Origin of the sequence: Streptomyces lavendofoliae (genome assembly GCF_014649735.1) — a bacterium.
GTDB classification, from domain to species: Bacteria; Actinomycetota; Actinomycetes; order Streptomycetales; family Streptomycetaceae; genus Streptomyces; species Streptomyces lavendofoliae.
In genome coordinates this window covers 60,090-86,354 of sequence record NZ_BMTP01000003.1, presented here as the reverse complement: position 1 = coordinate 86,354, position 26,265 = coordinate 60,090, and the positions used below count along the sequence as shown (strand labels likewise).

24 protein-coding genes are annotated in these 26,265 nt (G+C 72.7%); 8 read left to right on the top strand and 16 right to left on the bottom strand.

Annotated elements, in window-relative coordinates; translation table 11 throughout:
* Positions 1 to 187: 187 nt before the first annotated feature.
* The 4 genes from IE109_RS06050 to IE109_RS06035 are packed head-to-tail and all read left to right on the top strand — an operon-like array spanning position 188 to position 3,696.
* Entirely contained in the window at positions 188 to 1,162 is a 975-nt protein-coding gene (locus IE109_RS06050) for an ABC transporter ATP-binding protein (protein ID WP_189550094.1), read from the top strand.
* The gene (locus IE109_RS06045; RefSeq protein WP_189549705.1) at positions 1,159 to 2,052 is read left to right on the top strand and encodes an ABC transporter permease; all 894 of its coding nucleotides are present in this window, start codon (positions 1,159 to 1,161) and stop codon (positions 2,050 to 2,052) included. The genes IE109_RS06050 and IE109_RS06045 overlap by 4 nt, the downstream gene beginning before the upstream one ends.
* Positions 2,049 to 2,960: an ABC transporter ATP-binding protein gene (locus tag IE109_RS06040; protein WP_189549704.1), complete on the top strand. Its 912-nt coding sequence runs from the start codon at positions 2,049 to 2,051 to the stop codon at positions 2,958 to 2,960. Before IE109_RS06045 ends, IE109_RS06040 begins: the two co-directional genes overlap by 4 nt.
* A 16-nt stretch (positions 2,961 to 2,976) precedes the next feature.
* Positions 2,977 to 3,696, top strand: coding sequence for an ABC transporter permease (locus IE109_RS06035; protein WP_189549703.1), 720 nt, complete (start codon positions 2,977 to 2,979; stop codon positions 3,694 to 3,696).
* Positions 3,697 to 3,751: 55 nt separating this feature from the next.
* Here the strand turns inward: IE109_RS06035 and IE109_RS06030 are convergent, their stop codons facing one another.
* Both IE109_RS06030 and IE109_RS06025 read right to left on the bottom strand, forming a co-directional pair.
* Positions 3,752 to 5,017 (bottom strand): CynX/NimT family MFS transporter, encoded by a 1,266-nt coding sequence (locus IE109_RS06030; protein WP_189549702.1) that lies wholly within the window; start codon positions 5,015 to 5,017, stop codon positions 3,752 to 3,754.
* A gap of 192 nt (positions 5,018 to 5,209) precedes the next feature.
* Entirely contained in the window at positions 5,210 to 5,887 is a 678-nt protein-coding gene (locus IE109_RS06025; protein ID WP_189549701.1) for a FadR/GntR family transcriptional regulator, read from the bottom strand.
* Positions 5,888 to 5,998: 111 nt separating this feature from the next.
* On the opposite strand from IE109_RS06025, the gene lpdA reads away from it, so the two are divergent.
* Entirely contained in the window at positions 5,999 to 7,402 is a 1,404-nt protein-coding gene (gene lpdA, locus IE109_RS06020; protein WP_189549700.1) for a dihydrolipoyl dehydrogenase, read from the top strand.
* A gap of 287 nt (positions 7,403 to 7,689) precedes the next feature.
* Here the strand turns inward: lpdA and IE109_RS06015 are convergent, their stop codons facing one another.
* The 9 genes from IE109_RS06015 to IE109_RS05975 all read right to left on the bottom strand — a co-directional run bounded on the left by IE109_RS06015 (position 7,690) and on the right by IE109_RS05975 (position 17,264).
* On the bottom strand, positions 7,690 to 8,496 hold the full coding sequence (locus IE109_RS06015; RefSeq protein WP_189549699.1) for an HAD family hydrolase: 807 nt from the start codon (positions 8,494 to 8,496) through the stop codon (positions 7,690 to 7,692).
* Positions 8,493 to 9,770, bottom strand: coding sequence for a serine--tRNA ligase (gene serS / locus IE109_RS06010; RefSeq protein ID WP_189549698.1), 1,278 nt, complete (start codon positions 9,768 to 9,770; stop codon positions 8,493 to 8,495). Before serS ends, IE109_RS06015 begins: the two co-directional genes overlap by 4 nt.
* 522 nt (positions 9,771 to 10,292) lie before the next feature.
* The gene (pheA, locus tag IE109_RS06005) at positions 10,293 to 11,228 is read right to left on the bottom strand and encodes a prephenate dehydratase (protein WP_189549697.1); all 936 of its coding nucleotides are present in this window, start codon (positions 11,226 to 11,228) and stop codon (positions 10,293 to 10,295) included.
* A gap of 34 nt (positions 11,229 to 11,262) precedes the next feature.
* Positions 11,263 to 12,501, bottom strand: coding sequence for an iron uptake transporter deferrochelatase/peroxidase subunit (gene efeB, locus IE109_RS06000; protein WP_189549696.1), 1,239 nt, complete (start codon positions 12,499 to 12,501; stop codon positions 11,263 to 11,265).
* Between the two features lie 7 nt (positions 12,502 to 12,508).
* Positions 12,509 to 14,425 (bottom strand): copper resistance CopC/CopD family protein, encoded by a 1,917-nt coding sequence (locus tag IE109_RS05995; protein ID WP_189549695.1) that lies wholly within the window; start codon positions 14,423 to 14,425, stop codon positions 12,509 to 12,511.
* Positions 14,422 to 14,862: a copper chaperone PCu(A)C gene (locus IE109_RS05990; protein WP_189550093.1), complete on the bottom strand. Its 441-nt coding sequence runs from the start codon at positions 14,860 to 14,862 to the stop codon at positions 14,422 to 14,424. The genes IE109_RS05995 and IE109_RS05990 overlap by 4 nt, the downstream gene beginning before the upstream one ends.
* Positions 14,863 to 14,897: 35 nt before the next feature.
* Positions 14,898 to 15,590 carry an SCO family protein gene (locus tag IE109_RS05985; protein WP_189549694.1) on the bottom strand — a complete coding sequence of 231 codons (693 nt, stop codon included), beginning with the start codon at positions 15,588 to 15,590 and terminating at the stop codon, positions 14,898 to 14,900.
* A gap of 35 nt (positions 15,591 to 15,625) precedes the next feature.
* Positions 15,626 to 16,363 (bottom strand): YcnI family copper-binding membrane protein, encoded by a 738-nt coding sequence (locus IE109_RS05980; protein WP_189549693.1) that lies wholly within the window; start codon positions 16,361 to 16,363, stop codon positions 15,626 to 15,628.
* A gap of 85 nt (positions 16,364 to 16,448) precedes the next feature.
* Positions 16,449 to 17,264, bottom strand: a complete 816-nt coding sequence (locus IE109_RS05975; protein WP_189549692.1) for a hypothetical protein — start codon at positions 17,262 to 17,264, stop codon at positions 16,449 to 16,451.
* 234 nt (positions 17,265 to 17,498) lie between these two features.
* On the opposite strand from IE109_RS05975, the gene IE109_RS05970 reads away from it, so the two are divergent.
* Positions 17,499 to 17,951 (top strand): ATP-binding protein, encoded by a 453-nt coding sequence (locus tag IE109_RS05970; protein WP_189549691.1) that lies wholly within the window; start codon positions 17,499 to 17,501, stop codon positions 17,949 to 17,951.
* A gap of 77 nt (positions 17,952 to 18,028) precedes the next feature.
* Here IE109_RS05970 and IE109_RS05965 read toward each other — a convergent pair whose 3' ends face one another.
* Together IE109_RS05965 and IE109_RS05960 are read right to left on the bottom strand one after the other, a co-directional pair.
* On the bottom strand, positions 18,029 to 19,492 hold the full coding sequence (locus IE109_RS05965; protein WP_189549690.1) for an aminopeptidase P family protein: 1,464 nt from the start codon (positions 19,490 to 19,492) through the stop codon (positions 18,029 to 18,031).
* A 122-nt stretch (positions 19,493 to 19,614) separates the two neighbouring features.
* Positions 19,615 to 21,129, bottom strand: coding sequence for a PP2C family protein-serine/threonine phosphatase (locus tag IE109_RS05960; RefSeq protein WP_189550092.1), 1,515 nt, complete (start codon positions 21,127 to 21,129; stop codon positions 19,615 to 19,617).
* A gap of 533 nt (positions 21,130 to 21,662) precedes the next feature.
* Between IE109_RS05960 and IE109_RS05955 the strand changes: the two genes are divergently transcribed.
* Both IE109_RS05955 and IE109_RS05950 read left to right on the top strand, forming a co-directional pair.
* Positions 21,663 to 22,376, top strand: a complete 714-nt coding sequence (locus tag IE109_RS05955; protein ID WP_189549689.1) for a bifunctional DNA primase/polymerase — start codon at positions 21,663 to 21,665, stop codon at positions 22,374 to 22,376.
* Positions 22,377 to 22,554: 178 nt separating this feature from the next.
* Positions 22,555 to 23,151 (top strand): hypothetical protein, encoded by a 597-nt coding sequence (locus IE109_RS05950; RefSeq protein WP_189549688.1) that lies wholly within the window; start codon positions 22,555 to 22,557, stop codon positions 23,149 to 23,151.
* Positions 23,152 to 23,373: 222 nt separating this feature from the next.
* Here the strand turns inward: IE109_RS05950 and IE109_RS05945 are convergent, their stop codons facing one another.
* The 3 genes from IE109_RS05945 to IE109_RS05935 form a co-directional block, all read right to left on the bottom strand.
* A complete protein-coding gene (locus IE109_RS05945; RefSeq protein ID WP_189549687.1) occupies positions 23,374 to 24,351 on the bottom strand; it encodes a DUF5926 family protein in 978 nt (325 codons plus the stop codon).
* Positions 24,352 to 24,741: 390 nt separating this feature from the next.
* The gene (locus IE109_RS05940; protein WP_189549686.1) at positions 24,742 to 25,362 is read right to left on the bottom strand and encodes an ATP-binding protein; all 621 of its coding nucleotides are present in this window, start codon (positions 25,360 to 25,362) and stop codon (positions 24,742 to 24,744) included.
* A 53-nt stretch (positions 25,363 to 25,415) separates the two neighbouring features.
* Positions 25,416 to 26,216: a glycerophosphodiester phosphodiesterase gene (locus IE109_RS05935; RefSeq protein WP_189549685.1), complete on the bottom strand. Its 801-nt coding sequence runs from the start codon at positions 26,214 to 26,216 to the stop codon at positions 25,416 to 25,418.
* Positions 26,217 to 26,265 lie beyond the last annotated feature (49 nt).

Below are 26,265 nucleotides of genomic sequence, written 5' to 3'. Positions count from 1 at the left end.
TCCGCCATGTGCCACTGATGAATGTGACAATGCCCGGCGGCTGCGTCAAGAGCGCGGCGTCCGCTGTGGAAAACCCCGACTCCGGTGCCAGGCCCCTCAGGGCCGCGTACTCCTCGAGGGGGACACGAATCCAGCCGCCTGGTCTGACGTCCGGTGTGGCCCCGGCCACTACCGTCGAAGCGTGACTGTGATCGCGACCGAAAGCCTCAGCAAGCGGTTCCCCCGGGTGACCGCTCTCGACCGGCTCTCCCTGGACATCGGGCCCGGTGTGACCGGACTTGTGGGTGCCAACGGAGCCGGCAAGTCCACCATAATCAAGATCCTGCTGGGTCTGTCCCCCGCCACCGAGGGCGGGGCCCGGGTCCTCGGCCTCGACGTCGCCACCGACGGCCCCGCCATCCGGGAGCGGGTCGGCTACATGCCGGAGCACGACTGCCTGCCGCCCGACGTCTCGGCCACCGAGTTCGTGGTGCACATGGCGCGCATGTCCGGCCTGCCGCCCACCGCCGCGCGGGAACGCACGGCCGACACCCTGCGCCACGTCGGCCTGTACGAGGAGCGCTACCGGCCCATCGGCGGCTACTCGACCGGCATGAAGCAGCGGGTCAAGCTCGCCCAGGCCCTGGTGCACGACCCGAAGCTGGTCCTGCTCGACGAGCCGACCAACGGTCTCGACCCGGTCGGCCGCGACGAGATGCTGGGCCTGATCCGCCGGGTGTACACGGACTTCGGCATCTCGGTCCTGGTCACCTCCCACCTGCTGGGCGAGCTGGAACGCACCTGCGACCACGTCGTCGTCATCGACGGCGGGAAGCTCCTGCGCTCCAGCTCCACCAGCGACTTCACCCAGCTGACCACCACCCTCGCGGTCGAGGTCACCGACACCGACACGCATCCCGACGGCACCGCCGTGCTCCGGGAGGCACTCACGGCCGCCGGAATCACCCTGCACGCACGCGTGGAGGACGGCATGCCGGGCGCCGGCCACGTCCTGCTGCTGGAGGCGACCGGCGAGCAGACGTACGACCTGGTGCGCGACACCGTCGCCGACCTCGGACTGGGCCTCGTCCGGATGGAACAGCGCCGCCACCACATCGCCGAGGTCTTCCGCCCCGGGCCGGACCCGGCCGCAGCCCAGCCGCAGGAGGTGCGGACCCGATGAGCACGCCCACGCCCCACGCGGAGACCCGGATCCACAACATCGGGTACCGCGACTACGACGGGCCCCGCCTCGGCCGCGCCTACGCGCGCCGCTCGCTGTTCTCGCAGTCGCTGCGCGGCGCCTACGGACTGGGCCGGAGCGCCAAGTCCAAGGTGCTGCCGATGATCCTGTTCGCGGTCATGTGCATCCCCGCGCTGGTCGTCGTGGCGGTCGCCGTGGCCACCAAGCTGAAGGACCTGCCGCTGGACTACACGCGGTACGCGATCTTCACGCAGGCCGTCATCGGGCTGTACCTGGCCTCGCAGGCGCCCCAGTCCGTCTCGCGCGACCTGCGGTTCAAGACCGTGCCGCTGTACTTCTCCCGCCCCATCGAGCGGGTCGACTACGTCCTCGCCAAGTACGGCGCGATGGCCGCCGCCCTGTTCATCCTGACCGCGTCGCCGCTGCTCATCCTCTACATCGGGTCGCTGCTGGCGAAGATGGACTTCGTCGACCAGACCCAGGGCTTCGCACAGGGACTGGTCTCCGTGGCTCTGCTCTCCCTCCTCTTCGGCGGAATCGGCCTGGTCCTCGCCGCGCTGACGCCGCGCCGTGGCTTCGGTGTCGCCGCCGTGATCGCCGCCCTCACCATCTCCTACGGCGCCGTCTCCACCCTCCAGGCCATCGCCTGGAGCACCGACTCGCTGGACGCCGTCCCGTGGCTGGGCCTGTTCTCCCCCATCACCCTCATCGACGGCGTACAGACCGCCTTCCTGGGCGCCACCTCGTCCTTCCCGGCCGAGGCGGGGCCGGGCGCCGGACAGGGCGTGGTCTACCTGCTGGTGGTGCTCGCGCTCGTCGCGGGCTCCTACGCCGTCCTGATGCGCCGCTACCGAAAGGTCGGGCTGTGACCACCATCGACATCGACCACGTCTCGCGGTGGTTCGGCAACGTCGTGGCCGTCAACGACGTCACCATGACCATCGGACCCGGTGTGACCGGGCTGCTCGGCCCCAACGGCGCCGGCAAGTCCACCCTGATCAACATGATGGGCGGCTTCCTCGCCCCCTCCAACGGAACCGTCACCCTCGACGGGGAGCCGATCTGGCGCAACGAGTCGGTCTACCGCCGGATCGGCGTCGTGCCCGAGCGGGAGGCGATGTACGACTTCCTCACCGGGCGCGAGTTCGTCGTCGCCAACGCCGAGCTGCACGGGCTGGGCGCGGCCGAGGCCGGGAAGGCCCTGGCCACGGTGGAGATGGAATACGCGCAGGACCGCAAGATCGCCACGTACAGCAAGGGCATGCGGCAGCGCGTGAAGATGGCCTCGGCCCTCGTCCACGAGCCGTCCGTGCTGCTGCTGGACGAGCCGTTCAACGGCATGGACCCGCGCCAGCGCATGCAGTTGATGGACCTGCTGCGGCGGATGGGCGCCGAGGGCCGTACGGTCCTGTTCTCGTCGCACATCCTGGAGGAGGTCGAGCAACTCGCCTCCCACATCGAGGTGATCGTCGCCGGACGGCACGCCGCGAGCGGCGACTTCCGCCGCATCCGGCGCCTGATGACCGACCGGCCGCACCGCTACCTCGTCCGGTCCAGCGACGACCGCGCCCTCGCCGCCGCGCTGATCGCCGACCCGTCGACGGCCGGTATCGAGGTGGACGTGACGGAGGGCGCTCTGCGCATCCAGGCGGTCGACTTCGCGCGCTTCACCGAGCTGCTGCCCCGGGTCGCCCGGGAGCACTCCATCCGGCTGCTGACGGTCTCGCCCTCGGACGAGTCCCTCGAGTCGGTCTTCTCGTACCTCGTCGCGGCCTGAAGGGAGCCTTACGACCATGTACAACCCCACAGTCGCCCGGCTCACCTACCGGGCCCTGCTCGGCCGCCGCCGGGCCGCGATCCTCTTCGTCCTGCCGGGGCTGCTGCTGCTCATCGCGGCCGCCGTGCGGGGCTTCAACGGCCCCGACGACCAGATCGCCGCCGACGTCCTGGGCGGGTTCGCGCTCGCCACGATGGTGCCGCTGATCGGCGTCATCGCCGGTACGGGCGCGATCGGGCCCGAGATCGACGACGGCTCGATCGTCTACCTGCTGGCCAAGCCGGTGAAGCGGCCGACGATCATCCTCACCAAGCTGATCGTGGCCATCGCCGTGACCATGGTGTTCTCGGCGGTCCCGACCTTCCTCGCCGGGCTGATCCTCAACGGCAACGGCCAGCAGGTGGCGGTCGCCCACACCGTCGCCGCGCTCGTGGCCTCAATCGCGTACAGCGCGCTCTTCCTGCTGCTCGGTACGGTCAGCCGCCACGCGGTCGTCATCGGCCTGGTGTACGCCCTGGTGTGGGAGGCCCTGTTCGGCAGCCTCATCGAGGGTGCCAAGACGCTCAGCGTCCAGCAGTGGGCGCTGGCGGTCGCCGAGAGGGTCACGGGTGACGGGCTGGTCGCCTCCGACGTGGGCCTGCCGGCCGCGGTGGCGCTGCTCGCGGGCGTGACGGTGGCGGCGACCTGGTACGCCGGCCAGAAGCTGCGGACGCTGACGCTGGCGGGGGACGAGTAGTCACGCGAAAAGGCCCTCCACGCACGCGTGGAGGGCCTTCGTCGTTCACCCGGTGCTAGACCTTGCGGTCCCGGGCCGCCAGCAGGCCCACCACCAGGGCCGCCGCGCACACGCACAGGACCAGGGCGATCGGCACCGTCCAGCCCCCGGTCGCCTCGTGCACCGCGCCGGCCGCGAGCGGTCCGGCGGCCGCCAGCAGGTAGCCGACCGTCTGCGCCATCCCCGACAGCCGCGACGCGGTCACCGCGTCCCCGCTGCGCAGCACGATGAGCGTCAGCGCCAGGCCCACCGCGCCGCCCTGGCCGACCCCGAGGACGGCCGCCCAGAGCCAGGCGCCCGACACCGGGGCGGCCATCAGCCCCACGTACCCGGCCGCCACCAGCGAGGTCACCAGCGCGACCAGTGGCCGCTGGGAGCGCATCCGGCCGGCCAGCAACGGCACCAGGAAGGCGCCGGCCACCTGGACGAGGTTGTTGAAGGCGAAGACGACCCCGGCCGCCGAGCGGCTCATGCCGTGGTCGGTGAAGATGGTCGGCATCCAGGCGATCAGGACGTACGACCAGAGGGACTGCAGGCCCATGAACAGCGTGACCTGCCAGGCCAGCGCCGAGCGCCACACCCCGCGGCCGGTCCCGGGGGCCCGTACGGCGCTGCGCTCCTCACGCCCGGTCCGCCCCCGGGCGATCAGCACCTGGGGCAGCCACGCCACCGCCGCCACCGCCGCCAGCAGCGACCAGAACGCCAGCGACGCCTCCCAGCTGCCCCCGAACGCCCGCTCCAGCGGCACGGAGGCCGCCGCCACCACCGTCGCGCCCGCGATCATCGAGCCGGTGTAGACGGACGTCATGGAAGCGGCCCGGTCGGGGAAGTCCCGCTTGATCAGGCCGGGCATCAGGACGTTGAGCAGCGCGATCGCCGTGCCCACCAGGACGCCGCCGCCGTACAGCGCGTACCCGGAGGGCAGGACGCGGACGAGGATGCCGGCGGCCAGCAGCACCAGCGCGCCGAGCAGCACCTGTTCGGTGCCCAGCCGCCGGGCCAGCCTGGGCGCGACCAGCGCGCCCAGGCCGAGGAACAGCACCGGTACGGACGTGACCAGCGAGGTCGCGGTCGACGACAGCCCGAAGGCCGCGCTGATCTCACCGGCCAGCGGCGACACGCTCGCGAGCGCCGCCCGCATGTTCAGCGAGGCCAGCACGATCCCTGCGAGCAGCAGTACGGGATGGGCGAGCAACGCCCGCCGGGCGGCGGCTCCTTGTGGCGAGGGCCGGACATCGGCCTCCGCGTCGAGGAGCAGCTGATCGGCTTCCGGGCGTGACAAAACGTGCACCTTTCTCGATGACGTACATCCGGCGCACGTCCGATGTGTGAGTCCGGCGTGTGCGTCCGGCGTGCGCCGGCGTGTACCCGCCACGCGCGTGGCGTTCCGGCACGCGCGTGGCGGGCGTCCGGCGCGCGACCGGCGTCCGGCGCGCGTCCGGGACGCGGACGGCTTGCTTGGCGGGAGGGGGGATCAGCGGGTGGCGACGATCGCCCTGACCGCTTCCATCGGCGCGCGCAACAGCTCCCGCACCGCGTCACCGGCCGCCTCCGGGTCGCCCGCCTCGACCGCCTCGACCAGCGCCTCGTGCGCGTCCAGGTCGATGGCGGGCATGGCGTGGTCGCCGAGCGACTCGACGAGGCTCTCGTGCACCTGCACGGAGAAGAACCGGTACACCTCGGTGAAGGCGGCGTTGTGCGTGGCCTCGACCACCGCGCGGTGGAAGGCCAGGTCGGCGTCCGCGTCCCGGTCGCCCTCCTCGCGGAGGGTCGCGAGCGCGGCGCGCAGCCGCAGCAGGTCGTGGGTGTCCCGGCGCGCGGCGGCGAGCCGGGCGGCCTCCGTCTCCAGGGCGATCCGCAGCTCCAGGACGTCGAGGGCGCCGGCCGCCCGGACGGTGCGCAGCACGGCGGCGGGGTCGGCGGTGGAGCGTACGAACGTGCCGTTGCCCTGCCGGGACTCCAGCAGGCCGGCGTGGACCAGGACGCGGACGGCCTCGCGGACGGTGTTGCGGCCGACACCGAGCTGCTCGGCCAGCTCGTGCTCGGTGGGGATGCGGTCGCCGACGGCCCATTCGCCGTGGGTGAGCTGGGCGCGGAGCTGGTCGACGACCGCGTCGACGAGGGAGGTCCGTCCCGCGGCCTTCAGCACCATCTGTCCACTGCTCCATTCCGCCCATTCACCCGGTTGCCCAGTCATCCTACAACTTGCCTCCAGGATTACTGTGGGCACATCCGCACTCACTCACACCCTGGGGAGCAAGCCATGTCAGACCGCTTCGACGTCGTCGTACTCGGAGCAGGCCCCGGCGGATACGTCGCCGCCATCCGCGCCGCCCAGCTGGGCAAGCGCGTCGCGGTGGTCGAGGAGAAGTACTGGGGCGGTGTCTGCCTGAACGTCGGCTGCATCCCCACCAAGGCACTGCTGCGCAACGCCGAGCTGGCCCACCTCTTCACGCACGAGGCGAAGACGTACGGCATCAAGGTCGACGGACAGGTCTCCTTCGACTACGGCGAGGCGTTCCGGCGCAGCCGCACGGTCGCGGACGGCCGGGTCAAGGGCGTCCACTTCCTGATGAAGAAGAACAAGATCACCGAGTTCACCGGCCGGGGCACCTTCCTGGACGCGAACACGATGCGGGTCGCGCTGGCCGACGGCTCGTCCACCACGATCTCGTTCGACAACTGCGTCATCGCCACCGGGGCGACGCCGCGCCTCCTGCCGGGCACGCGGCGCAGCGAGCGGGTCGTGACGTACGAGGAGCAGATCCTCACCCAGGAGCTGCCGCGCTCGATCGTGATCGCCGGGGCCGGCGCCATCGGTATCGAGTTCGCGTACGTGCTCCACAACTACGGCGTGAAGGTCACCATCGTCGAGTTCCTCGACCGGATCGCGCCGCTGGAGGACAAGGACGTCTCGGCGGAGCTGGCGAAGCAGTACCGCAAGCTCGGCATCGACGTGCTGACCTCCACGCGGGTGGAGTCGATCGACGAGTCCGGTGACCAGGTGCGGGTCGCGGTGACCGGCAAGGACGGCAAGCAGCAGGTGCTGGAGGCCGACAAGGTGCTCCAGGCGATCGGCTTCGCGCCGAACGTCGAGGGGTACGGCCTGGAGAACACGGGCGTGAAGCTCACCGAGCGCGGCGCGATCGACGTCGACGGCCGGTCGCGCACGTCGGTGCCGCACATCTACGCGATCGGTGACGTGACGGCGAAGCTGATGCTGGCGCACACGGCCGAGGCCATGGGCGTCGTGGCCGCCGAGACGCTCGCGGGCGCGGAGACCATGGAGCTGGACTACCCGATGATCCCGCGCGCGACCTACTGCCAGCCGCAGATCGCCAGCTTCGGCTGGACGGAGGAGCAGGCGCGGGAGAAGGGCTTCGACGTCAAGGTCGCCAAGTTCCCGTTCATGGCGAACGGCAAGGCGCACGGGCTGGGTGACGCGACCGGGTTCGTGAAGCTGATCAGCGACGCGAAGTACGGCGAGATCATCGGTGCCCACCTGATCGGGCCGGACGTCACGGAACTGCTGCCCGAACTGACCCTGGCCCAGCAGTGGGACCTGACGGTGCACGAGGTGGCGCGGAACGTCCACGCCCACCCGACGCTGGGCGAGGCCGTCAAGGAGGCCGTGCACGGCCTCGCGGGCCACATGATCAACTTCTGAGGCCCCGGCGGCAGCGGTACGGGCCCGGCAGCGGTACGGGCCCGGCAGCGCGGCGCCCCGGTAATCCGGTGGCGCCGCGCCACGCGCGCGCGGCACATTGGTGAGGCACGGGCAGCTGCCGGGGGCGGCCGCTTCGAGCGCGCGACCCGTCGCGCGGGCCGCCCCTCCCGGCACACCGGCCCGTCGCCCCGCTGCCCGTACCGCCCCGGAACCGCCCGCCGCCCGCTCACCGGGCGCCGGTCACCGACCCACGGTCACCGCTCCCCGGCCCGCCGGCCGGTCGCCGCTCAGCCGGCCAGCAACTCCTCCAGCACCACCGCGATGCCGTCCTGGTCGTTGGACGCCGTGATCTCGTGGGCCACGGCCTTGAGGTCGTCGTGCGCGTTGGCCATGGCCACGCCGTGGTGCGCCCAGGCGAACATCGGGATGTCGTTCGGCATGTCCCCGAACGCGATGGTGTCCGCCGCCTTCGCGCCCAGCCGGCGGGCCGCCAGGGACAGCCCCGTGGCCTTGCTCAGGCCCAGCGGCAGGATCTCCACGACTCCCGCGCCCGCCATCACCACGTCCACGAGCCCGCCGACCGCCTGGCGGGCGGCCAGCGCCAGGGCGTCGTCGTCCAGCTCGGGGTGCTGGATGTAGACCTTGTTGAGCGGGGCGGACCACAGGTCGGCCGGGTCCTCGTAGGGGAGGTACGGCAGCGGCCCCTCCTGGACCCGGTAGCCGGGACCGACCAGGACCTCGCCGTCCAGGCCGTCGCGGCTGGCGGCGAGGGCCAGCGGACCGACCTCGGCCTCCAGCTTGGACAGCGCGAGTCCGGCGAGCTGGCGGTCCAGGGTCACGGAGGTCAGCAGCCGGTGCTCGCCCGCGTGGTAGACCTGGGCGCCCTGGCCACAGACGGCGAGGCCGTCGTACCCCAGGTCGTCCAGGATGTGGCGCGTCCAGGGGACGGCGCGGCCGGTGACGACGATGTGCGCGGCGCCCGCCGCCGTGGCGGCGGCGAGCGCGTCACGTGTGCGCTGCGAGACCGTGTCGTCGGACCGCAGCAGCGTGCCGTCGAGGTCGGTCGCGACCAGTTTGTAAGGGAACCCGGTCACTTGGAGACGGGCTCCAGGAGTTCCCGGCCGCCGAGGTACGGGCGGAGGACCGGGGGGACCCGCACCGAGCCGTCGGCCTGCTGGTGGTTCTCCAGCAGCGCGACGATCGTGCGGGGCACGGCGCACAGGGTGCCGTTCAGCGTCGCCAGCGGCTGCACCTTCTTGCCGTCGCGCATCCGCACCGACAGGCGCCGCGCCTGGAAGCTGTCGCAGTTCGACGCGGACGTCAGCTCGCGGTACTTGCCCTGGGTCGGGATCCACGCCTCGCAGTCGTACTTGCGCGAGGCGGAGGCGCCGAGGTCACCGGTGGCCACGTCGATCACCTGGAACGGCAGCTCCAGGGAGGTCAGCCACTGCTTCTCCCAGTCCAGCAGCCGCTTGTGCTCGGCCTCGGCCTCCTCGGGGGCGACGTACGAGAACATCTCCACCTTGTCGAACTGGTGGACCCGGAAGATGCCCCGGGTGTCCTTGCCGTACGTGCCGGCCTCGCGCCGGTAGCAGGGGGAGAAGCCGGCGTACCGCAGCGGCAGCTTCTCCGCGTCGAGGATTTCGTCCATGTGGTACGCCGCCAGCGGTACCTCGGACGTGCCGACGAGGTAGTAGTCGTCCTTCTCCAGGTGGTACACGTTCTCGGCGGCCTGGCCGAGGAAGCCGGTGCCCTCCATGGCGCGCGGGCGGACCAGGGTCGGCGTCAGCATCGGGATGAACCCGGCCTCCGTCGCCTGGGCGATCGCGGCGTTGACGAGGGCGAGTTCCAGCAGCGCGCCGACGCCGGTCAGGTAGTAGAAGCGCGAGCCGGAGACCTTGGCGGCGCGTTCGACGTCGATGGCGCCCAGCGCCTCGCCGAGTTCCAGGTGGTCCTTGGGCTCGAAGCCCTCGGCGCCGAAGTCGCGGACGGTGCCGTGCGTCTCCAGGACGACGAAGTCCTCCTCGCCGCCGACCGGCACGTCCTCGTGGACGATGTTGCCGAGCTTCAGCAGCAGCCGCCTGGTCTCGTCGTCCGCCTCGTTCTGGGCGGCCTCGGCGGCCTTGACGTCCGCCTTCAGCTGCTCGGCCTTCCGCAGCAGCTCCGCGCGCTCCTCCGGGGACGCCTTGGGGATCAGCTTGCCGAGCCCCTTCTGCTCGGAGCGGAGTTCGTCGAAGCGCACGCCGGACGACCTGCGCCGCTCATCGGCGGAGAGCAGGGCGTCGACGAGGCCGACGTCCTCTCCACGGGCGCGCTGGGAGGCGCGAACACGGTCGGGGTCCTCACGGAGCAGGCGAAGGTCAATCACCCCACCAGGCTACCGGTGCGTGCTCGTGTCACCCCAGCCGATATGCCGTGTGGGCCTTGCGTGTCACTTTGCCCGATATGCAGGAGTTTATCCCCGAGGAAAGCGCACCGGAATTCCGCCTCCCCGCCCCTCTCGCCCGGGAATGGGCGACAGGCCGCTGTGTCCGGCCGCCGCTCCCCGGCGGTGTTCGAGCGTCGTTGTCCACAGAGGCCCGCCGATTCGGCAAGTTATCCACAGGCTGTGCGAATCCGCTGTGGACTCAGAAATCGATCATTCCGATTGCTGTGTCGTCACCGTGGATTCACCCGGGATTCCCCGGCCAAACCCGTCCCACCCACTCATTCGGGTGGGAAATTCTCGCCCTAAGGAGTTGATCGGCGGAATTGAGGTGACACGCGCCCGGTGCGGCACTCTGAAGCCACTTGAGGCCACCGGGGAGATTTGTCGACCCTGTCCCGTTGTGTTGTCGACTTGTCCCCAGGTCGAGAAGCACCCCTGTGGATAACTTCTGTGGATGTACGGTCAGGCCCGGCCGTCCTGGCACCGGACCAGCCAGTCGGACGCCGCCGTGAACTCCCGGTCGGACGTCCCGGGCCGGAGCGGGGTCACGTCCTCCTCCGTCGCGCCGGCGCGCGGGTACGAGCCGAGGAACCGGACGTTCGCGCAGATCCGCTTCAGACCCATCAGCGCCTCGCCGACCCGCCGGTCCGCGATGTGCCCCTCGGCGTCGATGGCGAAGCAGTAGTTGCCGATGCCCGCACCGGTCGGCCGCGACTGGAGCAGCATCAGGTTGACCCCGCGCGCCGCGAACTCCTGGAGCAGCTCCAGCAGCGCACCCGGGTGGTCCTCGCGCTGCCAGATGACCACCGACGTCTTGTCAACGCCCGTCGGCGCCGCCGGCCGGGCCGGCCGGCCCACCAGCACGAACCGGGTCTCCGCGTTCTCCGCGTCGTGGATCTCGGAGACCAGGGCCTCCAGCCCGTACGTCGCCGCCGCGAACTCACCGGCGAAGGCCGCGTCGAAACGCCCCTCCTGCACCAGCCGCGCCCCGTCCGCGTTCGAGGCGGCCGACTCCCACACCGCCTCGGGCAGGTGCGCCCGCAGCCAGTTGCGGACCTGCGGCTGCGCGACCGGGTGACCGGTGACGGTCTTGACGTCGGACAGCTTGGTGCCGGGCCGGACGAGCAGCGCGAACGCGATCGGCAGCAGCACCTCGCGGTAGATCATCAGCGGCTCGCCGGACGCCAGTTCGTCGAGGGTCGCGGTCACCCCGCCCTCCACCGAGTTCTCGATCGGTACGAGGGCGGCGGCGGCCTCCCCGTTGCGCACCGCGTCCAGCGCGGCGGGCACCGAGACCATCGGCACCAGCTCCCGTGTGGCGGCTTCCGGGAGAGTGCGCAGGGCGGCCTCGGTGAAGGTGCCCTCGGGACCGAGATACGTATAGCGAGTGGCCGACATACCGGTCACCCTAATGCGCCGGACGCCCGCGCGGTCACGCCTCCAGCAACCGCTGTCCCACGTACTCGCCCGCCCCCGGCCCGCCCGGAACGGCGAAGAGGCCGCTCGCCTCGTGGCGGATGAACGGCGACAGCGCGTCCCCCCGGTCCAGCTTGCGCTGCACCGGTACGAAGCCCCTGCGCGGATCGGCCTGCCAGGCGATGAACAGCAGCCCCGCGTCCGGCGTCCCGTCCGCCCCGATGCCGTCGTGGAACGAGAACGGGCGCCGCAGCATCGCCGCGCCACCGTTCTGCTCGGGCGCCGAGATACGGGCGTGCGCGTCGGCGGGGACGACCGGCTTCCCGTCCGGCCCCGTCCTGTCCAGGTCGAGCTCCGACGTCTCGCCGCCGCCCGTCAGCGGCGCCCCGTCCGACTTGCGGCGCCCGATGACCCGCTCCTGCCGCTCCGGCGGCAGCTTCTCCCAGTCGTCCAGCAGCATCCTGATCCGGCGGACGACGGCGTACGAACCGCCCGTCATCCACGGCTGGTCCCCGCCCGCCGCGACGAAGATCCGCTTCTGGAAGTCCGGCTCGGACGGCTTCGGGTTGCGGCTCCCGTCGACCTGACCCATCAGGTTGCGGGCGGTCATCGGCCGCGCGGTGGCACCCGGCGAGCGGTTGAAACCGTTCATCTGCCAGCGCACCCTCGCCGCCGCGCCCGCCTCCTTCTGCACGGCGCGCAGCGCGTGGAACGCGACGAGCGCGTCGTCGGCGCCGATCTGCACCCACAGGTCGCCGTTCGACCGCCCGGCGTCCAGCCGGTCGGAGGAGAACGCGGGCAGCGGGTCCAGCTCCGCGGGACGCCGGGCCACCAGCCCCGTCCGGTCGAAGAAGGAGGCGCCGAAGCCGAACGTGACCGTCAGCGAGGACGGCCCGGCGTCCAGGGCGACCCCGGTGTCCCCGGGGCCCGCCGGCTCGCCCGCCATCAGCCGCTCGGCCACCGCCGACCAACGGCGCATCAGCGCGACGGCCTCCTTGCGCCCCGCCCCGGGCGCCAGGTCGAAGGCCACCAGGTGGCCCCGTGCCTGCAACGGCTGGAGGATGCCCGCCTGGTGCGTGCCGCGGAACGGCACGGCGGTCGAGCCGACGGACGCCAGCGCCGTACCGGCGGGCTGCGAACCGGCGGCGTAGGCCGCGGCGCCGCCGGCCGCGCCGAGCGCCAGCCCGGTCGCGCCGGCCGCGCCGACGGTGCCCAGCAGCTTGCGCCTGGAGATGTCGAGGTTCTCGGTGCTCACGGTCAGGTCAGCCGATCTTCACGTTCTTGTCGATGGTGGTCTGGTCGATGTCGGAGGTCCGCACGGTCACCTGGAGCTTCCACTCGCCGGGCATCGGGATCTGCACGGCGGCCGACGTCCAGTGCCCGGCGGTGACCCGGTCGGGCACGACGGGCAGCGGACCGATCTGCTGCGACTCCAGGGTGAAGGACACCTTCAGCTCCGGTACGTCCAGGGGGCGCCCGTCCGGGCCCTCGGCGTACACGTGCATCGCGTTCCCGCCGGAGCGGCCGGGATCGAGGGTGAGCCGCACCGTCCCCTTGCCGTTCACGCCGCCCGTGTCGAAGGGCAGCGCCAGGTCCAGCGGCCGGTCCGGCACCGCGGCCGGGGCGGACGCCTGCGCGCGCCCCGCCTCCTCCTCGGTACGGCCCGGCTCGGTCGTCGTCAGTACGGTCGTCACGGCGAGCAGCACCACCGCGACGCCCGCCTCCGCCAGCACGGAACGGCGCAGCCCGGCCCGCTCCGGGTCGGCGTCGCGGGCGCGCCGGGCGCGGGCGGTGGCGAGGGCGGCCCTCTGCCGGGCGAGCTGGGCGGCGCGCTCCGGATCGTCCGGCACGGCCACCTGCCCCCGAGCGCCCCCGGCGTCCTCCCCGGCTTGCCCGGCTTGCCCGGCCTCCGTGTCCTCCCCGGCCCCCGCGTCCTCCTCCTGGGTCACGGCGGCCGTCTCCGCGAGCCGCTCCGTCCACCGCCGCGAGACCCACGCCACCCCGACCAGGACGGCGACCAGCCCCACCTTGAGCAGCAGCAGCCGGCCGTACGCCGTACCGGTCAGCGCCGACCAGGAGCCGACCTGCCGCCAGGACTGGTAGATCCCGGTGGCGGCCAGCACGACCACGGATCCGAACGCGACGCGGGAGAAGCGCCGTACCGCCGACCGCTCGATGGACGGCTCCCGGTACAGGACGACCAGCAGTGCGGCCAGCCCGCCCAGCCAGGCGGCCATCGCCAGCAGGTGCAGGATGTCCACGGGCATCGCGACGAGCGGCTGGAGCCCCGCCGAGGCGTGCTCGGACAGCGCCCACGTACCCGCGATCCCGGCGGCGACCACGGTGCCCCCGATGGCGAGCCCGAAGGTGAGGTCCTTCTTCTCGCCCTCGTCCTCCCGCCGGGTGTAGGCGCCGAACAGCACGGCGACGAACAGCGCCGCCGCGCCCAGCAGCAGCAGCCGCGAGACCAGCGCGGCGCCGGTCTTGGTCTCCAGGACCGCGCCGAGCGAGCCCGGCCCGAAGTCGGCGCCGGTGTACGGCCCGCGCAGCAGCAGCAGCGCCGCGGTGGCCGCCGTCAGCGCCACCCACCCGCGCACCACGAGCCGTTGCAGCGGCCGTACGGCCGCGCCGCGCGGCCAGCAGGCCAGGACGAACGCGGCGCCGCCCACCAGCAGGACGAACCCGCCGTAAGAGACGTACCGCGCGATCCCGTAGAGCACCCCGACGACCCCGCCGCCCGCCTTCTCCCCGGGCAGCGCGACGGTGGTCTTCGACGGGGCGCCGATGGAGAAGGTGAACGCGCCGGAGATGGGGTGGCTGTCGGCGGACACGGCCCGCCAGGCGACGGTGTACGTGCCGTCCGGCAGCCCGGCGTGCAGGTTCACGCCGTACTTCACGACCGATCCGGCGCACAGGTCGCGCAGCTCGCCGGTGTCGGCGCGCTTGCCGCTGGGCTCCAGGACCCGGATCGCGTCGTCCCCCAGGGCGACCTGCTCGGAGAAGGTGAGCGTGACGCCCTTGGGGGCGGTGGCGACCACCGCCCCGTCCTTCGGGTCGCTTCCGGTGAGCGCGGCGTGGGCGCTCGCCGTGCCGGAGAGCACGGTGCCGAGCAGCGCCGCGGTGGCCAGGATCAGCCACAGGACGTGGGCGGTTCCGAAGCGCGGGGCGGTGGGCGTCATGGGTGTCGGTCCCCCGGTGCCTGGTGCTTCGACGGGTTGTGGGTCGCGGCCTCCACCGGGAGGTCGACCTCGATCGGGCCGGACTTCTCGAAGTGCAGCTCTATCCGCACCTTGTCGCCCCGCTTCGGCTGCTTCTTGATGCCCATGAACATGATGTGGCTGCCACCGCGTTCGAGCCTCAGCTCACCCTCGGCGGGGATGTCGAAGGACGTCACCTGCCGCATCTTCTGGTCCTTCGTCTCGTGGATCTGGACGTCGTCGGAGAGGGGGCTGGTGACCGAGGTGAGCTTGTCCGCGGCGTCGCCGCTGTTGCTGACGGTCAGGAAGCCGCCGGCCATGTCGCCCACCGGCTGCGGCATGAAGGCCCCGTGGACCTCCAGTTCCGGACCGCCGCCGGAGGAGCAGCCGCCGAGCGCCATGGCCCCGGCGAGGGCCATGGCGGTCGTCAGGGAGGTGAGGGCGGAACGGCGGGTCACGGGTTCTCCCCCTTGATGATCTTCGGCAGGTCCTTCTCGTACTCCTCGGCGGTGGTGTCGTCGTCGTAGACGACGTAACCCTGGTCCGTCTTCGGCGAGAACGCGATCACCTGCGCGCCGTGCATGGAGACGACCGAGCCGTCCTTCTCCTTCTTCGGCGGGTCGATGCTGATGCCGATCTGGCGCGCGCCCGCCTGGATGGTCGGGAAGTCGCCGGTGAGGCCGGTGAAGGACGGGTCGCCGGCGCCGGGCAGCCACTTGGCGAGCTCGGCGGAGGTGTCCCGCTCGGGGTCGGTGGTGACGAAGACGACTCGGAGCTCGGCCCGGTCGGCCGGGGGGAGCTCCTTGTAGGCCAGCGCGATGTTGCTCATCGTCAGGGGGCAGACGTCGGGGCAGTGCGTGTAGCCGAAGTAGATCAGCGTCGGCTTGCCCTTGGTCCGCTCCCGCAGGTCGTACGTCTCGCCCTTGGTGTCCTTCAGGACGAGGTTCGGCTTCTCGAAGGGCCGGTCCAGTACGGTCGCGGCCTTGTCCGGCGACGGCGTCCCGACGGACAGGCCGGTGGACGAGGTGTCCTCGTCACCGCCGCCGCACGCCGACAGGGTGAGTGCCGAGACCGCGACGAGCGCGGCGGCGAGCACGCGGGTGCGGCGGCGCGGACGGAACCGTCCGCGGGTCTTCTGGAGGTGCATGGGGTTTCTCTTTCGGGGTGTGCGGGGGACGGCCGTCAGGCCGAGCGGCGGCGTCCGGCGAGGACGCCGAAGGCGACACCGGCGGCGCCGACGAGGATGCCGATGACACCGAGGACCCGGGCGGTGGTGTCACCGGAGCCGGCCGCCGCGGCCTTCTCCCCCGTGCCGTGGTCCTTGTCGCCCGCCTTGCCGGCCGCGTCGTCGTCCGACTCGCCGGCGCCGTGGTGGTCGTCCGTCGCCGCGGACAGCTTCAGGACGGGCGCGGGGGTCTGCGGCTCCGGGGCGCCGTCCTTCGGCTCCTCGATCCAGCGCACGACTTCCTTGTTGTCGTACGTCTGGAGGGCCTTGAAGACGAGACGGTCGGTGTCCTCGGGGAGCTGCCCGAGGGAGACGGTGAACTGCTGGAACTCACCGGGAGCGATCTTCGAACCGGTGGCGGTCCAGGTGATCTTCGTGGCCGCCTCGGTGATCTTCTTGCCGTGCATCTCCAGCGGCTTGTCGAGCCTGGCCTTGGTGACCTCGGCCTTCCAGCCCGGGATCGGCTGCGTCGAGACGGACGCGAGGGGGTGGGCGGCGGGGAGGGTCACCTCGAGCTTCACGGTCGAGGCGTTGTCCCGCTCGTTCGGGACCTTGAAGGCGACCGTGGCGTACCCGCCCTTGGCCGCCTCACCCTGCGGCTGCACGCTGACGTGCGCGGAGGCGGTCCCGGAGAGCAGGACCACGGAGGAGAGGGCGAGGCCACCGGCCAGGGCGACACGGGAAGAGACGTTCATGACGGAACACACTCCACAGAGAGCAGGAAAGCGGTGAAAGCGCGCGAGGGCGCACCACGGCACCACTCCCGTCGAGTGGGCCGTGTCAGGCTGCGAGGGCGTAGAGGGATACGGCCGGGGGGCCGCGCCTGATCACCGTGTGCTGGAGTGCTTCCGCCGCGGCGGGCGGCGGGGGGTCGTCCTCGGCGCGCGGCGGCCTCGGCCCGCCCGCGGGCAGCGCGGGCAGCCCGGCGACCAGGGCGCGTACGAGGGCGAGGGAGGCGCGCAGCGAGCGTACGAGCGCCCCTTCGGCGAGCCCGGTGGCACCGCGCGACGACAGCCGGCCCAGCTTCAGCAGGGCGAGGTCGCCGCGCCGCAGCAGCCAGCCGGTCGCGACGGCGGCCAGCAGGTGTCCGAGGATCATGGGGAGGCCGGGCCACAGCCCGGCGGCGGGTTCCGCCACGATGCCGGCGACGCCCGTGTGCCCCGCGTGTCCGGCGTGTTCCGCGCGGGACACGGCCGTGGCCGGGTCCAGTCCGGCGCGGGTGACGATCCGGTGCGCGTCCGCGGGGCTCAGCGACGAAGCGCCCGCCCCGCACACCAGTTTGGCAGCCATCCGGATCAGCGCGTCGTCCGCCCGGTCGCCGATACCCACCGTGAGCCGCTGTCGCTGTCCGAGCCCGAACAGCGCGTGCAGGCCGAGCTGGCCGCCGGCCAGCGCCGTGGCGATCACGGGAAGCGAGCGCTCGCGCCCGGCGAACGGCACGACCGACACGAACACGCAGAGGAAACCGAGGGCCAGCGTCCACCACGGGACGGTCTCGCAGGCCGCGAGCACATGTCCCAGCGCGGACAGCACGAGGCAGACCGCGGTGAACACCGCGGCCCTCAGCAGCCGCGGACCAGCGGAAGGGGCATACATGGCCGGGCCATCATCGCACTGCGCCCCTTCCGCGCACACGGCAGGTCCGGAAGGTCACCGTTTGGCCACCGGAGTCCGCATGGCCCGGACAGAGTGCGACACACGCCGACATACACCGGCGTACGGGCTACGCATATCCGCCGAACGGGGGCCCTCGCGTCAACGCGGGGCTTACTACGCAGAGGTGGGGGCAATACGTAACGGTATGTCGAGCCGCAGCCAGGAGGCTGGAGCATGAGCATCTGGTGGTCACTCCATTTGCGGCGCGAGGCCGCGAGCGTTCCGCTCGCCCGTCGCCTCCTCCTCGGCACCATGGAGACGGCGGGCGTCGACCCGGAGATCTCCTACGACCTGTCCCTCGCCCTCACCGAGGCGTGCGCCAACGCGGTGGAGCACGGCGGGCGGACGGAGACGGGGGACGTCTCCGCGGAGTACCGCGTGACCGCGTACCTGGACGGCGAGAAGTGCCGCATCGAAGTGGCGGACTCGGGCCCCGGTTTCCCCGCCGGACCCGCGCCCACGGTACGCCGGCCCGTCCTGGAGGCGGAGAACGGCCGGGGCCTGCGCCTCATCGAGGAACTGGCCGACCACGTCCACTTCGGCAACAGATCGGGGCGCGGCGGCGCGGTCGTCAGCTTCGACAAGATCGTCAAGTGGCGTACGGACGCCCCGCTCGTGGCCTCCTGAAGCGCACGCGTACGACGAGGCCCCCCGCCGGTGGCGACCGGCGGGGGCCTCGTGGCGACGGGGGCCGGGGCAAAGGCTCAGCCCTTCAGGCCCGCCATCCACGCCTCGACCTCGTCCGACCTGCGGGGCAGCGCGGCCGACAGGTTCCGGTTGCCGTCCTCGGTGACCAGGATGTCGTCCTCGATCCGGACGCCGATGCCCCGGTACTCCTCCGGCACCGTCAGGTCGTCCGCCTGGAAGTACAGACCCGGCTCGACGGTCAGGCACATGCCCGGCTCCAGGACGCCGTCCACGTACGTCTCGGTCCGCGCGGCCGCGCAGTCGTGGACGTCCATGCCCAGCATGTGACCGGTGCCGTGCAGGGTCCAGCGGCGCTGGAGACCCAGCTCCAGAACCTTCTCCACGTCCATGTCGCCGAGCAGGCCCCAGGACACCAGCCGCTCGGCCAGCACCCGCTGCGCGGCGTCGTGGAACTCGCGGTACTTGGCGCCGGGCCGCACCGCCGCGATGCCCGCCTCCTGGGCGTCGTACACGGCGTCGTAGATCTTGCGCTGGAGCTCGGTGAACCGGCCGTTGATCGGCAGGGTCCGCGTCACATCGGCCGTGTAGAGGGTCGTCGTCTCCACGCCCGCGTCCAGCAGCAGCAGCTCGCCGGAGCGGACCGGGCCGTCGTTGCGCACCCAGTGCAGGGTCGTGGCGTGCGGTCCGGCCGCGCAGATGGAGCCGTAGCCGATGTCGTTGCCCTCGACGCGGGCGCGCAGGAAGAAGGTGCCCTCGATGTAGCGCTCGCTGGTCGCCTCGGCCTTGTCCAGCACCCGGACGACGTCCTCGAAGCCCCGCGCGGTCGAGTCGCAGGCGCGCTGGAGCTCGCCGATCTCGAACTCGTCCTTCACCAGGCGCGCCTCGGAGAGGTACACCCGCAGTTCCTCGTCGCGCTCGGCGGTGACCTTGTCGGTCAGGGCCGCCTCGATGCCCGCGTCGTGGCCGCGCACGTTGCGCACCGGGCCGGTCGCCTCCGCCAGGGCGGCAGGCAGGTCGCGCACGTCCTTGGCCGGGATGCCGAGCAGTTGCTCCGCCTCCGTGAGGGAGTGCCGGCGGCCCACCCACAGCTCGCCCTGCCCGTCGAGCCAGAACTCGCCGTTCTCCCGGTCCGAGCGCGGCAGGAGGTAGACCGTGGCCTCGTGGCCGCCGGCCTTCCGCGGCTCCAGCACCAGGACGCTGTCGTGGGTGTGGTCACCGGTGAGGTACGCGTACTCCGTCGACGGGCGGAAGGCGTACTCCGTGTCGTTGGAGCGGGTCCGCAGGTTGCCCGAGGGGATCACCAGCCGCTCGCCGGGGAAGCGCTCGGACAGCGCCGCGCGGCGGGCCGCGGTGTGCGCCGCCTGCGCTATGGGCTCCAGGCCGCGCAGCTCGGTGTCGGCCCAGCCCGACTTCATGTTCTCCGCGAGCTCGTCGGACACGCCCGGGTACAGGCCGTTCTTGCGCTGCTTGATCGGCTCGTCGGTCTCTTCCGGGGTCTCCGGGGTGAGCTCTTCGGCCACGGGTCCGCCTCCTGATCGGTACGACATCGACCTCCCCCACGCCCGGGTGCCGGGCAGGGGGGATCCCCACCATCGTACGGTCGTGCGGACGGCCGGCCCCAGGGCCTTTCGTCACCGCGCCGTCACTCGAAGCGGGCGGCCAGCACCACCACGTCCTCGTCCCCGCGCCCGCCGTCCGGCAGCACCGTCCGCAGGACGTGGTCGGCGACCGCGCCCGGGTCGGCCCGGTCCGCCTTGGAGACGGTCGTGGCGGCCGCGTGCAGCCGCGCGAAGGCCCGGTCCATCGTGTCCCCCGTGCGCCGCAGCAACCCGTCCGTGCACAGCAGCACCGTCTCGCCCGGTTCCGGGGCGATCTCCACGCTCGGCGCCTCCCAGCAGGCCAGCATCCCGAGCGGGGCCGACAGCGACGTCTCGACGAACTCGGTGCGCCGCTCGCCCACGATCAGCGGCGGGGTGTGCCCCGCCCCGGCCAGCACGACCCTGCGGTGCGCGGGCTCGGCGTACGCGAACAGCGCGGTGGCCGACCGGGCCGGCTCGGTCAGGCGCAGCAGCAGCTCCAGGTCGGAGAGCACGGCGACGGGATCCTCGCCCTCCATCACCGCGTACGCCCGCAGCGAGGCGCGCAGCCGGCCCATCGCGGCCAGCGCGCTGGGCCCCGACCCGGACACCGACCCGACCGCCATGCCGAGCGCGCCCTCCGGCAGCGCCAGCGCGTCGTACCAGTCGCCGCCGCCCTGCGGGCCGGTCCGGTGCCGGGCGGCGAGCTGGACGCCCGGGACGCGCGGCAGCCGGCTGGGGAGCAGCTCCTCGGCGATGGTGGCCAGCCTGGCGCGGCCCCGCTCCAGCTCCAGGAGCCGGGCCAGGTGCTCGGAGGCGTACCTCCCGTACAGGCCGACGAGGTGGCGCCGGCCCTCGGCCGGTTCGGCGGGCTCGTCGTACAGCCAGACGGCGGCACCCAGCCTCCCGGCCGCCGCGGTGGTGAGCGGCACGGCGTAGCTGGCGGCGTAGCCGAGGCGGGCGGCGACCTCCCGGTGGCGCGGATCGAGGCCCTCGTCGGCGAACAGGTCGGGAACGGCCACGGCCGCGGCGCCGGAGGGCCGCCGCTCGGCGGGGGGCCCGTCGGGCAGGTCGTCGAGGATGCGGCCGTAGGACGTGGCGCTGCGCGGCACGGTCTCGATGGTGCCGAGGTCGGCGTGGGCGAGGCCCAGCCCGATGGTGGTGGTGGGTCCGAGGCCGTCGGCGGGTTCGAGGACGGCCATGCCTCGGCGGGCGCCGACGAGCGCGGCGCCGGCGCGCAGGACCTCCTGGAGGGCGTCGTGGAGGGTGCCCGTGCGGGTGAGGCGTTCGGTGAGTTCGTGCAGCGTGGTGAGGTCGGAGACCCAGCCCGCCAGCTTGTCCTGGATCATCGCGCCGGGTGCGACGGGTGGGGTCGGGAGGCCGTGCAGGGGCTCCGCAGTGTGCGCGGGCGCCGGAACAGTTGGATCGATTCCAGCCACTTTCGGCAGGTGAGGGGCGCTCATGGCAGTCGAGTCTTCGACGGGCGCGTTTCGCTGGATAGCATCGCAAACCCCCATGTCAATCTGCGCCGCTGTCACTGCAACCACATCTACACGCACAAGTGAGGCGATGTCCAGCATTGTCACGGCTCGGGCACCCGGTATTTACCTGAGTCGCAACCTGGCTCAAAAATGCCCCCCATGGACAGGATTTGCGGTCGACTGAGCCCCGTTCGAAAAGGGGCACCCCCTACAGGCGGCGTCGGTGGACGCGGTCCGAGGGGGCGTCGTTCCGAGTCGGCTGGGTACGTAGACGGTGTCGGCCAGGGGCAGTTGGGGCAAGCCCGGAACCCGGCGGGAAGCCCTGGCGTCCTTGACCCCGAAGGCCGCGCCCCGTCCCCGAGTGGCGGGGAAAGAGAACAGCGCTACCGCCAGTGCGCGCCATGGGCGCGCCACCCTCCGCCACGCGTTTAATGGGACACCCGGTCCGGGCTGTGGATCGGCCCGTGTTCGGCGGGCCCCGGCGGTGTGTCCTGCCGCAGGCGAAGAGAGGCCGGCCCCATGCCGGCACCGGCACGGCGGTGACGCGCCGGACCGTACGCACAGTGAAGTGACGCACACCTTTTGTTGTGATGTGGATGACCTCGGCGTTCAACGGAAAGGAACGAGCGCTCATGCGCGAGATCCTCGGAAGGCGGCGCAGGCTCCGGTTCCGGCGCAGGAGGAGGCCCGCCCATTTGGACGCGGCGCTCCTGTGCGCCACCGAGTGGGACTGGCCCGTACTCCCCGGCGTGGGGCTCGAAGCGGCTGGGGGCACCTCCCGGGGCGAAGCCCCGGGGGGCCGCCGCGGCGACCGGGAACGCGGCTGTGCCTGTCCCGACCCCGAGTGCGTCGTACCCGGCGCACACCCCTTCGACCCCGGCCTGCTCGCGGCCTCCACCGACGAACGCCTGGTGCGCTGGTGGTGGGGCAACCGGCCCGACGCGCCGGTGCTGCTCGCCACCGGCGGCCGCGCGCCGTGCGCCGTGAGCCTGCCCGCCGTCGCGGCGGCGCGGGCGCTGAGCGTGCTGGACCGGCGGGAGATGCGGCTCGGCCCGGTGGTGGCGACGCCCACCCGCTGGTCCCTGCTGGTCGCCCCGTACACCCTCGAACAACTCGGTGAGCTGCTGTACGTGAAGGACTGCGTGCCCAGCTCCCTGCGGTTCCACGGCGAGGGCGGCTACCTGGTGCTGCCGCCCTCGGACACCGGGACCGGGCAGGTGCGCTGGGAACGCGCGCCGCTCGCCGGGTCCGCGTCCCCGTGGCTGCCGGACGTGGAGGCGGTCGTCGACGCACTGGTCGAGGCCAGCACGAGCGCGCCGGACGGCGGCAGCCGACTGCGTTACTGAGGACCGAAACCGCGCCTGCCGGCTCCTGGCCCCGCTGTCGCCCGTGCGTCACTCGTACGGGTGTGAGCGGGGCCGAGTTGTACGGGATTCGGGCGCGCGACCGCCGGGGCGGTCGCGTTCCGTCGCTATCGTCGCCTGACCGTCAAGTTTCCCGGGCAGTTGGGCAGGTGGGGTTCCCATGAATCTGCGCGTCATCGGGCTCGGGGCCGTGGTGGTGGCCGCCGCGCTGCTGTCGCCGGCCGCCTCCGCCGGACCGGCCGGGGGGCCGGCCGGTGGCCCCGGCTGGGGGCCGGGCGGTTCCCCCGGCGGTCCGAGCGGTCCGGGCGGCGGTCCGGGCGGCCCGCTCGTGGACGCGACGCCGCCGCGGGGGGCCGGGGAGGCGCCCGGGGGCGCGCCGGCACTTCTGGCCGGAATCCATGCCCCGGCCGCCTCGGGCGCGGCGAGCTGCGGGCCCGAGGTGGCCTCGCCGGACGGGGTGGAGGCCCAGACGTGCGTCCTGGCCGAGGGGCGCGACACCTGGGCGCGGGCGTACTACCGGAATGCGACGGGCGAGGAGCTCGGCGCCGTACTCACCCTGATGGGACCCGCCGGGCGCACCGTACAAGCGCATTGCGAGGTGCGTGCGGAAGACGAACCGGGGGTATGCGAGACGCCCAGAGAGCCGTCACGCGGGACTTCCGCCGAATACACGGCGGTGGCGGAGTTCGCGGAGAGCGGGGAAAGCCCGCTGCTGCTGCGCTCGGGGAGCAACTCGCCGGAGGGCGCCACCAGTTGAGGCGCCGGGGTGGAGGCTCCCATTCCGCGGAAATGGAAGGGCCCGGTCGCTGGCGACGGGGGATGCACCAGCGACCGGGCTTCAAGCACCGTAACAAGAGATCGGCTGTTCGCAAATTCGATCTCAGTTATTCGGACAGGAATTTACCCTCGGGTACGGGCACTTGTGGCGGAAGTCACCGACCGGTCGGGATGTGAGGACGAGGGTGCCTCTGGTAGAGGATCAGCTGAGGGTGACCTGGCGGTTGGTGAGCCCGCCGCGCGCCCGCCGCTCCTCGGCCGTCAGCGGCGCGTCGACCGCGAGCGCCTCCGCGAGCCGCTCCGCGAAATCGGCGGCCGGCTGCTCGCACTCCTTCGCGCCCATCCCGGTCGGCAGGTCCCACACCGGCACCATCAGCCCGTGCGCCCGGAACGAGCCCACCAGCCGGGTGCCCTCGCCGAGCGAGGACCGTCCGGCGGCGTGCAGCCGGGCCAGCGCGTCGAGCAGCTGCTCCTCGGGGTGCGGCATGACCCACCGCAGGTGGTTCTTCTCGGGCGTCTCGCACCAGTACGCGGCGTCCGTGCCGGACAGCTTGACGGTCGGGATCGCGGCGGCGTTGGCCCGCTCCAGGGAGGCGGCCACCTCCGGCGACGCGCTCTTGTCGGAGTCCGGCACCCAGAACTCGAAGCCCGAGTGGACGTCCGGCTCGAAGGCGGCGCCCGTGTCCAGCAGGTCCTGGAGGCGCGGGCCGTCGGCCGGCACCCGGTGCGAGGCGACCGGCGTACCGGGCTCGGCGGCCAGCGCGCGCTGGAGGGTGTCGGCGAGGTCGCGGCTCAGGTCCCCGGAGGAGGTGTCGTTCTGGAGGGCGAGCAGGACGGAGCCGTCGTCGCGGCGCAGCGCGGGCCAGGCCATGGGCAGGACGGTCGCGAGCGTCACCGACGGCACGCCCTCGGGCAGGCCGTCCTTGAGGTGCAGCGGCGCGGTGGCGGCGGGGACCAGCTCGCGCAGGGCGACCCAGTCGCACTCGCCGGGCAGCCCCTCGAAGGGACGCTGGACCAGCTCGGTCACCGCGTGGGCGGCCGCCCGGCCGTGGCAGGCCTTGTAGCGGCGGCCCGAACCGCAGGGGCAGGGCTCGCGGGCGCCGACGACCGGGATCTCGCCCTCCTTCAGCTGCGCTTGCGGCTTCCCGGCCCTGGTCGTCTGGGGACGCTTCTTGCCCATGGTGTGACTTCTCCCGTAACGGCGGTGCGGCACTGGTGTGTCGGCCGCGAGCCTAGCCGCCCGGAGGCGCCGGCCGGGCCACGCGCCCGTGCGCCGCCCGGCCCGGGCCCCCGTCGGTCCTGCGGGCCTCCCGTGGGGTCCACGGGATCCCTCGGCGGTTCCGCCGGGGTTCGCGACGAGTGCCGCCGACGATCCCCAGGGGGTGGGTGCGGCGGTCCCAGTGGGTGCGGCGGGGTCCCGACGGGTGCGTACGCCGGACCCGGCGCGGTGGACGCGGCGGGTGCGTGCGGGGTGCGTGCGGGGTCGTGCGGGTCTCCACGCGGTGCGCACGGCGGCCCCGACACAGTGGCTACAGCGGCCCCCGACGGGTGCGTGCGGGGTCCTACCGGGTCAGTCGACGTCCCCGAAGGCGTCGCACGTCCCGTACGCGTCCAGGAGGTCGAACCCCGGAGCCGTGACGCGCGTAGCGAAGTCGTCGCGCCGGTGGCCGCCGGTGAGGACCACCCACACCGTCACCTCGCCCGACGCGCTGTCCCGTACGCCCCAGTCCTGCGCGAGCGCGCTGATGATGTTCAGCCCCCGGCCGCCGCGCGCGGTCACCGAGGGCGTCGAAGGAACGGGCCGGGTCGGACCACCGCCGTCCGTCACCTCGACGGTCAGCGTGCCGTGCCGGTCGACGCGCCAGGCGGCGCGGACGTCGCCGTCGCCGACCTCCACGCCCCGGCCCAGCGGCCTGCCGTGCCGGCAGGAGTTGCTGAGCAGTTCGGAAAGGACCAGTACGGCATCGTCGACGACCTCTTCGGTCATACCGCTGCGGCGAAGCTGCTCCCGCATGCGGTGCCTCGCCTCACCCACGCCCGCAGGGCCATGGGACACGGCCATGCTCGACGACGTGGGCACCTCCTGTGCCACCACCAACGCCACCCCCGAGACCTCCTTCGCCCCACGCCACCCTGTGGATGCCCCAGTGGACTGGACCGGAAACCGGCCAATCGGTACGTGGTGACGCACTCGGCACGGCCGGACACGCACCGAACGCGCCGGAGTACTCCCCGTAACAGGAGTTACAGGCGACCCAGTTGGGACAGAACCTGTTTGGGGCGGTTGGTGATGATCGCGTCCACTCCGAGGCGGGCGCACAGCTCCACGTCCTCCGGCTCGTTCACCGTCCAGACATGGACGCGGTGGCCGGCCCGGTGGAGGCGGGCGACGTATCCGGGGTTGCCGCGGACGATCCGGAGCGAGGGGCCCGCGATCCGGGACCCGGCGGGCAGTCGCCCGTCACGCACGCGTGGGGTCACGAACTGCATCAGGTACACGGTCGGCACGGCGGGCGCGGCGGCGGCGACCCGGTGGAGCGAGCGGGCGGAGAAGCTCATGATCCGTACGGGGCTGGTGGTGCCCGGGCGGGGCCGGGCCAGCCCGAAGCGCTCCAGCAGCTCCACCAGCCGGGCCTCGACCTGGCCGGCCCAGCGGGTGGGGTGCTTCGTCTCGATGGCCAGCTCGATGCGCCGCCCGGCGTCGGCCACGAGGGCGAGCAGCCGTTCGAGGGTCAGGACGGACGTGTACTCGGGGTCGCCCCAGTCCGGACTCTCGTTCGGGTCCTTCCAGGCGCCGAAGTCCAGCGCGGCCAGATCGGCCAGCTCCAGCGTGGAGACGGCGCCGCGTCCGTTGGAGGTGCGGTTGACGCGGCGGTCGTGGACGCAGACGAGGTGGCCGTCGGCGGTGAGCCGTACGTCGCATTCGAGGGCGTCGGCGCCGTCCTCGATCGCCTTCGTGTACGCGGCCAGGGTGTGCTCGGGCGCGTCCTCGGAGGCGCCGCGGTGGGCGACGACCTGGATCGTGTGCTGGCGTGCGTGGGTCACCGCGACATGGTGCCACCGCTGTTCGGCCCTCTTCGACGGGCGTCTGATT

Coding starts and splice junctions, on each gene's coding strand:
- IE109_RS05955 (WP_189549689.1), top strand. CDS start 21,663: ATGCGCGAGATCCTCGGAAGGCGGCGCAGGCTCCGGTTCCGGCGCAGG.
- IE109_RS06035 (WP_189549703.1), top strand. CDS start 2,977: ATGTACAACCCCACAGTCGCCCGGCTCACCTACCGGGCCCTGCTCGGC.
- IE109_RS05985 (WP_189549694.1), bottom strand. CDS start 15,590: ATGCACCTCCAGAAGACCCGCGGACGGTTCCGTCCGCGCCGCCGCACC.
- IE109_RS05960 (WP_189550092.1), bottom strand. CDS start 21,129: ATGCTGGACATCGCCTCACTTGTGCGTGTAGATGTGGTTGCAGTGACA.
- IE109_RS06025 (WP_189549701.1), bottom strand. CDS start 5,887: ATGGTGCTGAAGGCCGCGGGACGGACCTCCCTCGTCGACGCGGTCGTC.
- IE109_RS05990 (WP_189550093.1), bottom strand. CDS start 14,862: ATGGCCCTCGCCGGGGCCATGGCGCTCGGCGGCTGCTCCTCCGGCGGC.
- IE109_RS05980 (WP_189549693.1), bottom strand. CDS start 16,363: ATGAACGTCTCTTCCCGTGTCGCCCTGGCCGGTGGCCTCGCCCTCTCC.
- IE109_RS05975 (WP_189549692.1), bottom strand. CDS start 17,264: ATGTATGCCCCTTCCGCTGGTCCGCGGCTGCTGAGGGCCGCGGTGTTC.
- IE109_RS06045 (WP_189549705.1), top strand. CDS start 1,159: ATGAGCACGCCCACGCCCCACGCGGAGACCCGGATCCACAACATCGGG.
- lpdA (WP_189549700.1), top strand. CDS start 5,999: ATGTCAGACCGCTTCGACGTCGTCGTACTCGGAGCAGGCCCCGGCGGA.
- IE109_RS05970 (WP_189549691.1), top strand. CDS start 17,499: ATGAGCATCTGGTGGTCACTCCATTTGCGGCGCGAGGCCGCGAGCGTT.
- IE109_RS05995 (WP_189549695.1), bottom strand. CDS start 14,425: ATGACGCCCACCGCCCCGCGCTTCGGAACCGCCCACGTCCTGTGGCTG.
- IE109_RS05945 (WP_189549687.1), bottom strand. CDS start 24,351: ATGGGCAAGAAGCGTCCCCAGACGACCAGGGCCGGGAAGCCGCAAGCG.
- pheA (WP_189549697.1), bottom strand. CDS start 11,228: ATGTCGGCCACTCGCTATACGTATCTCGGTCCCGAGGGCACCTTCACC.
- IE109_RS05950 (WP_189549688.1), top strand. CDS start 22,555: ATGAATCTGCGCGTCATCGGGCTCGGGGCCGTGGTGGTGGCCGCCGCG.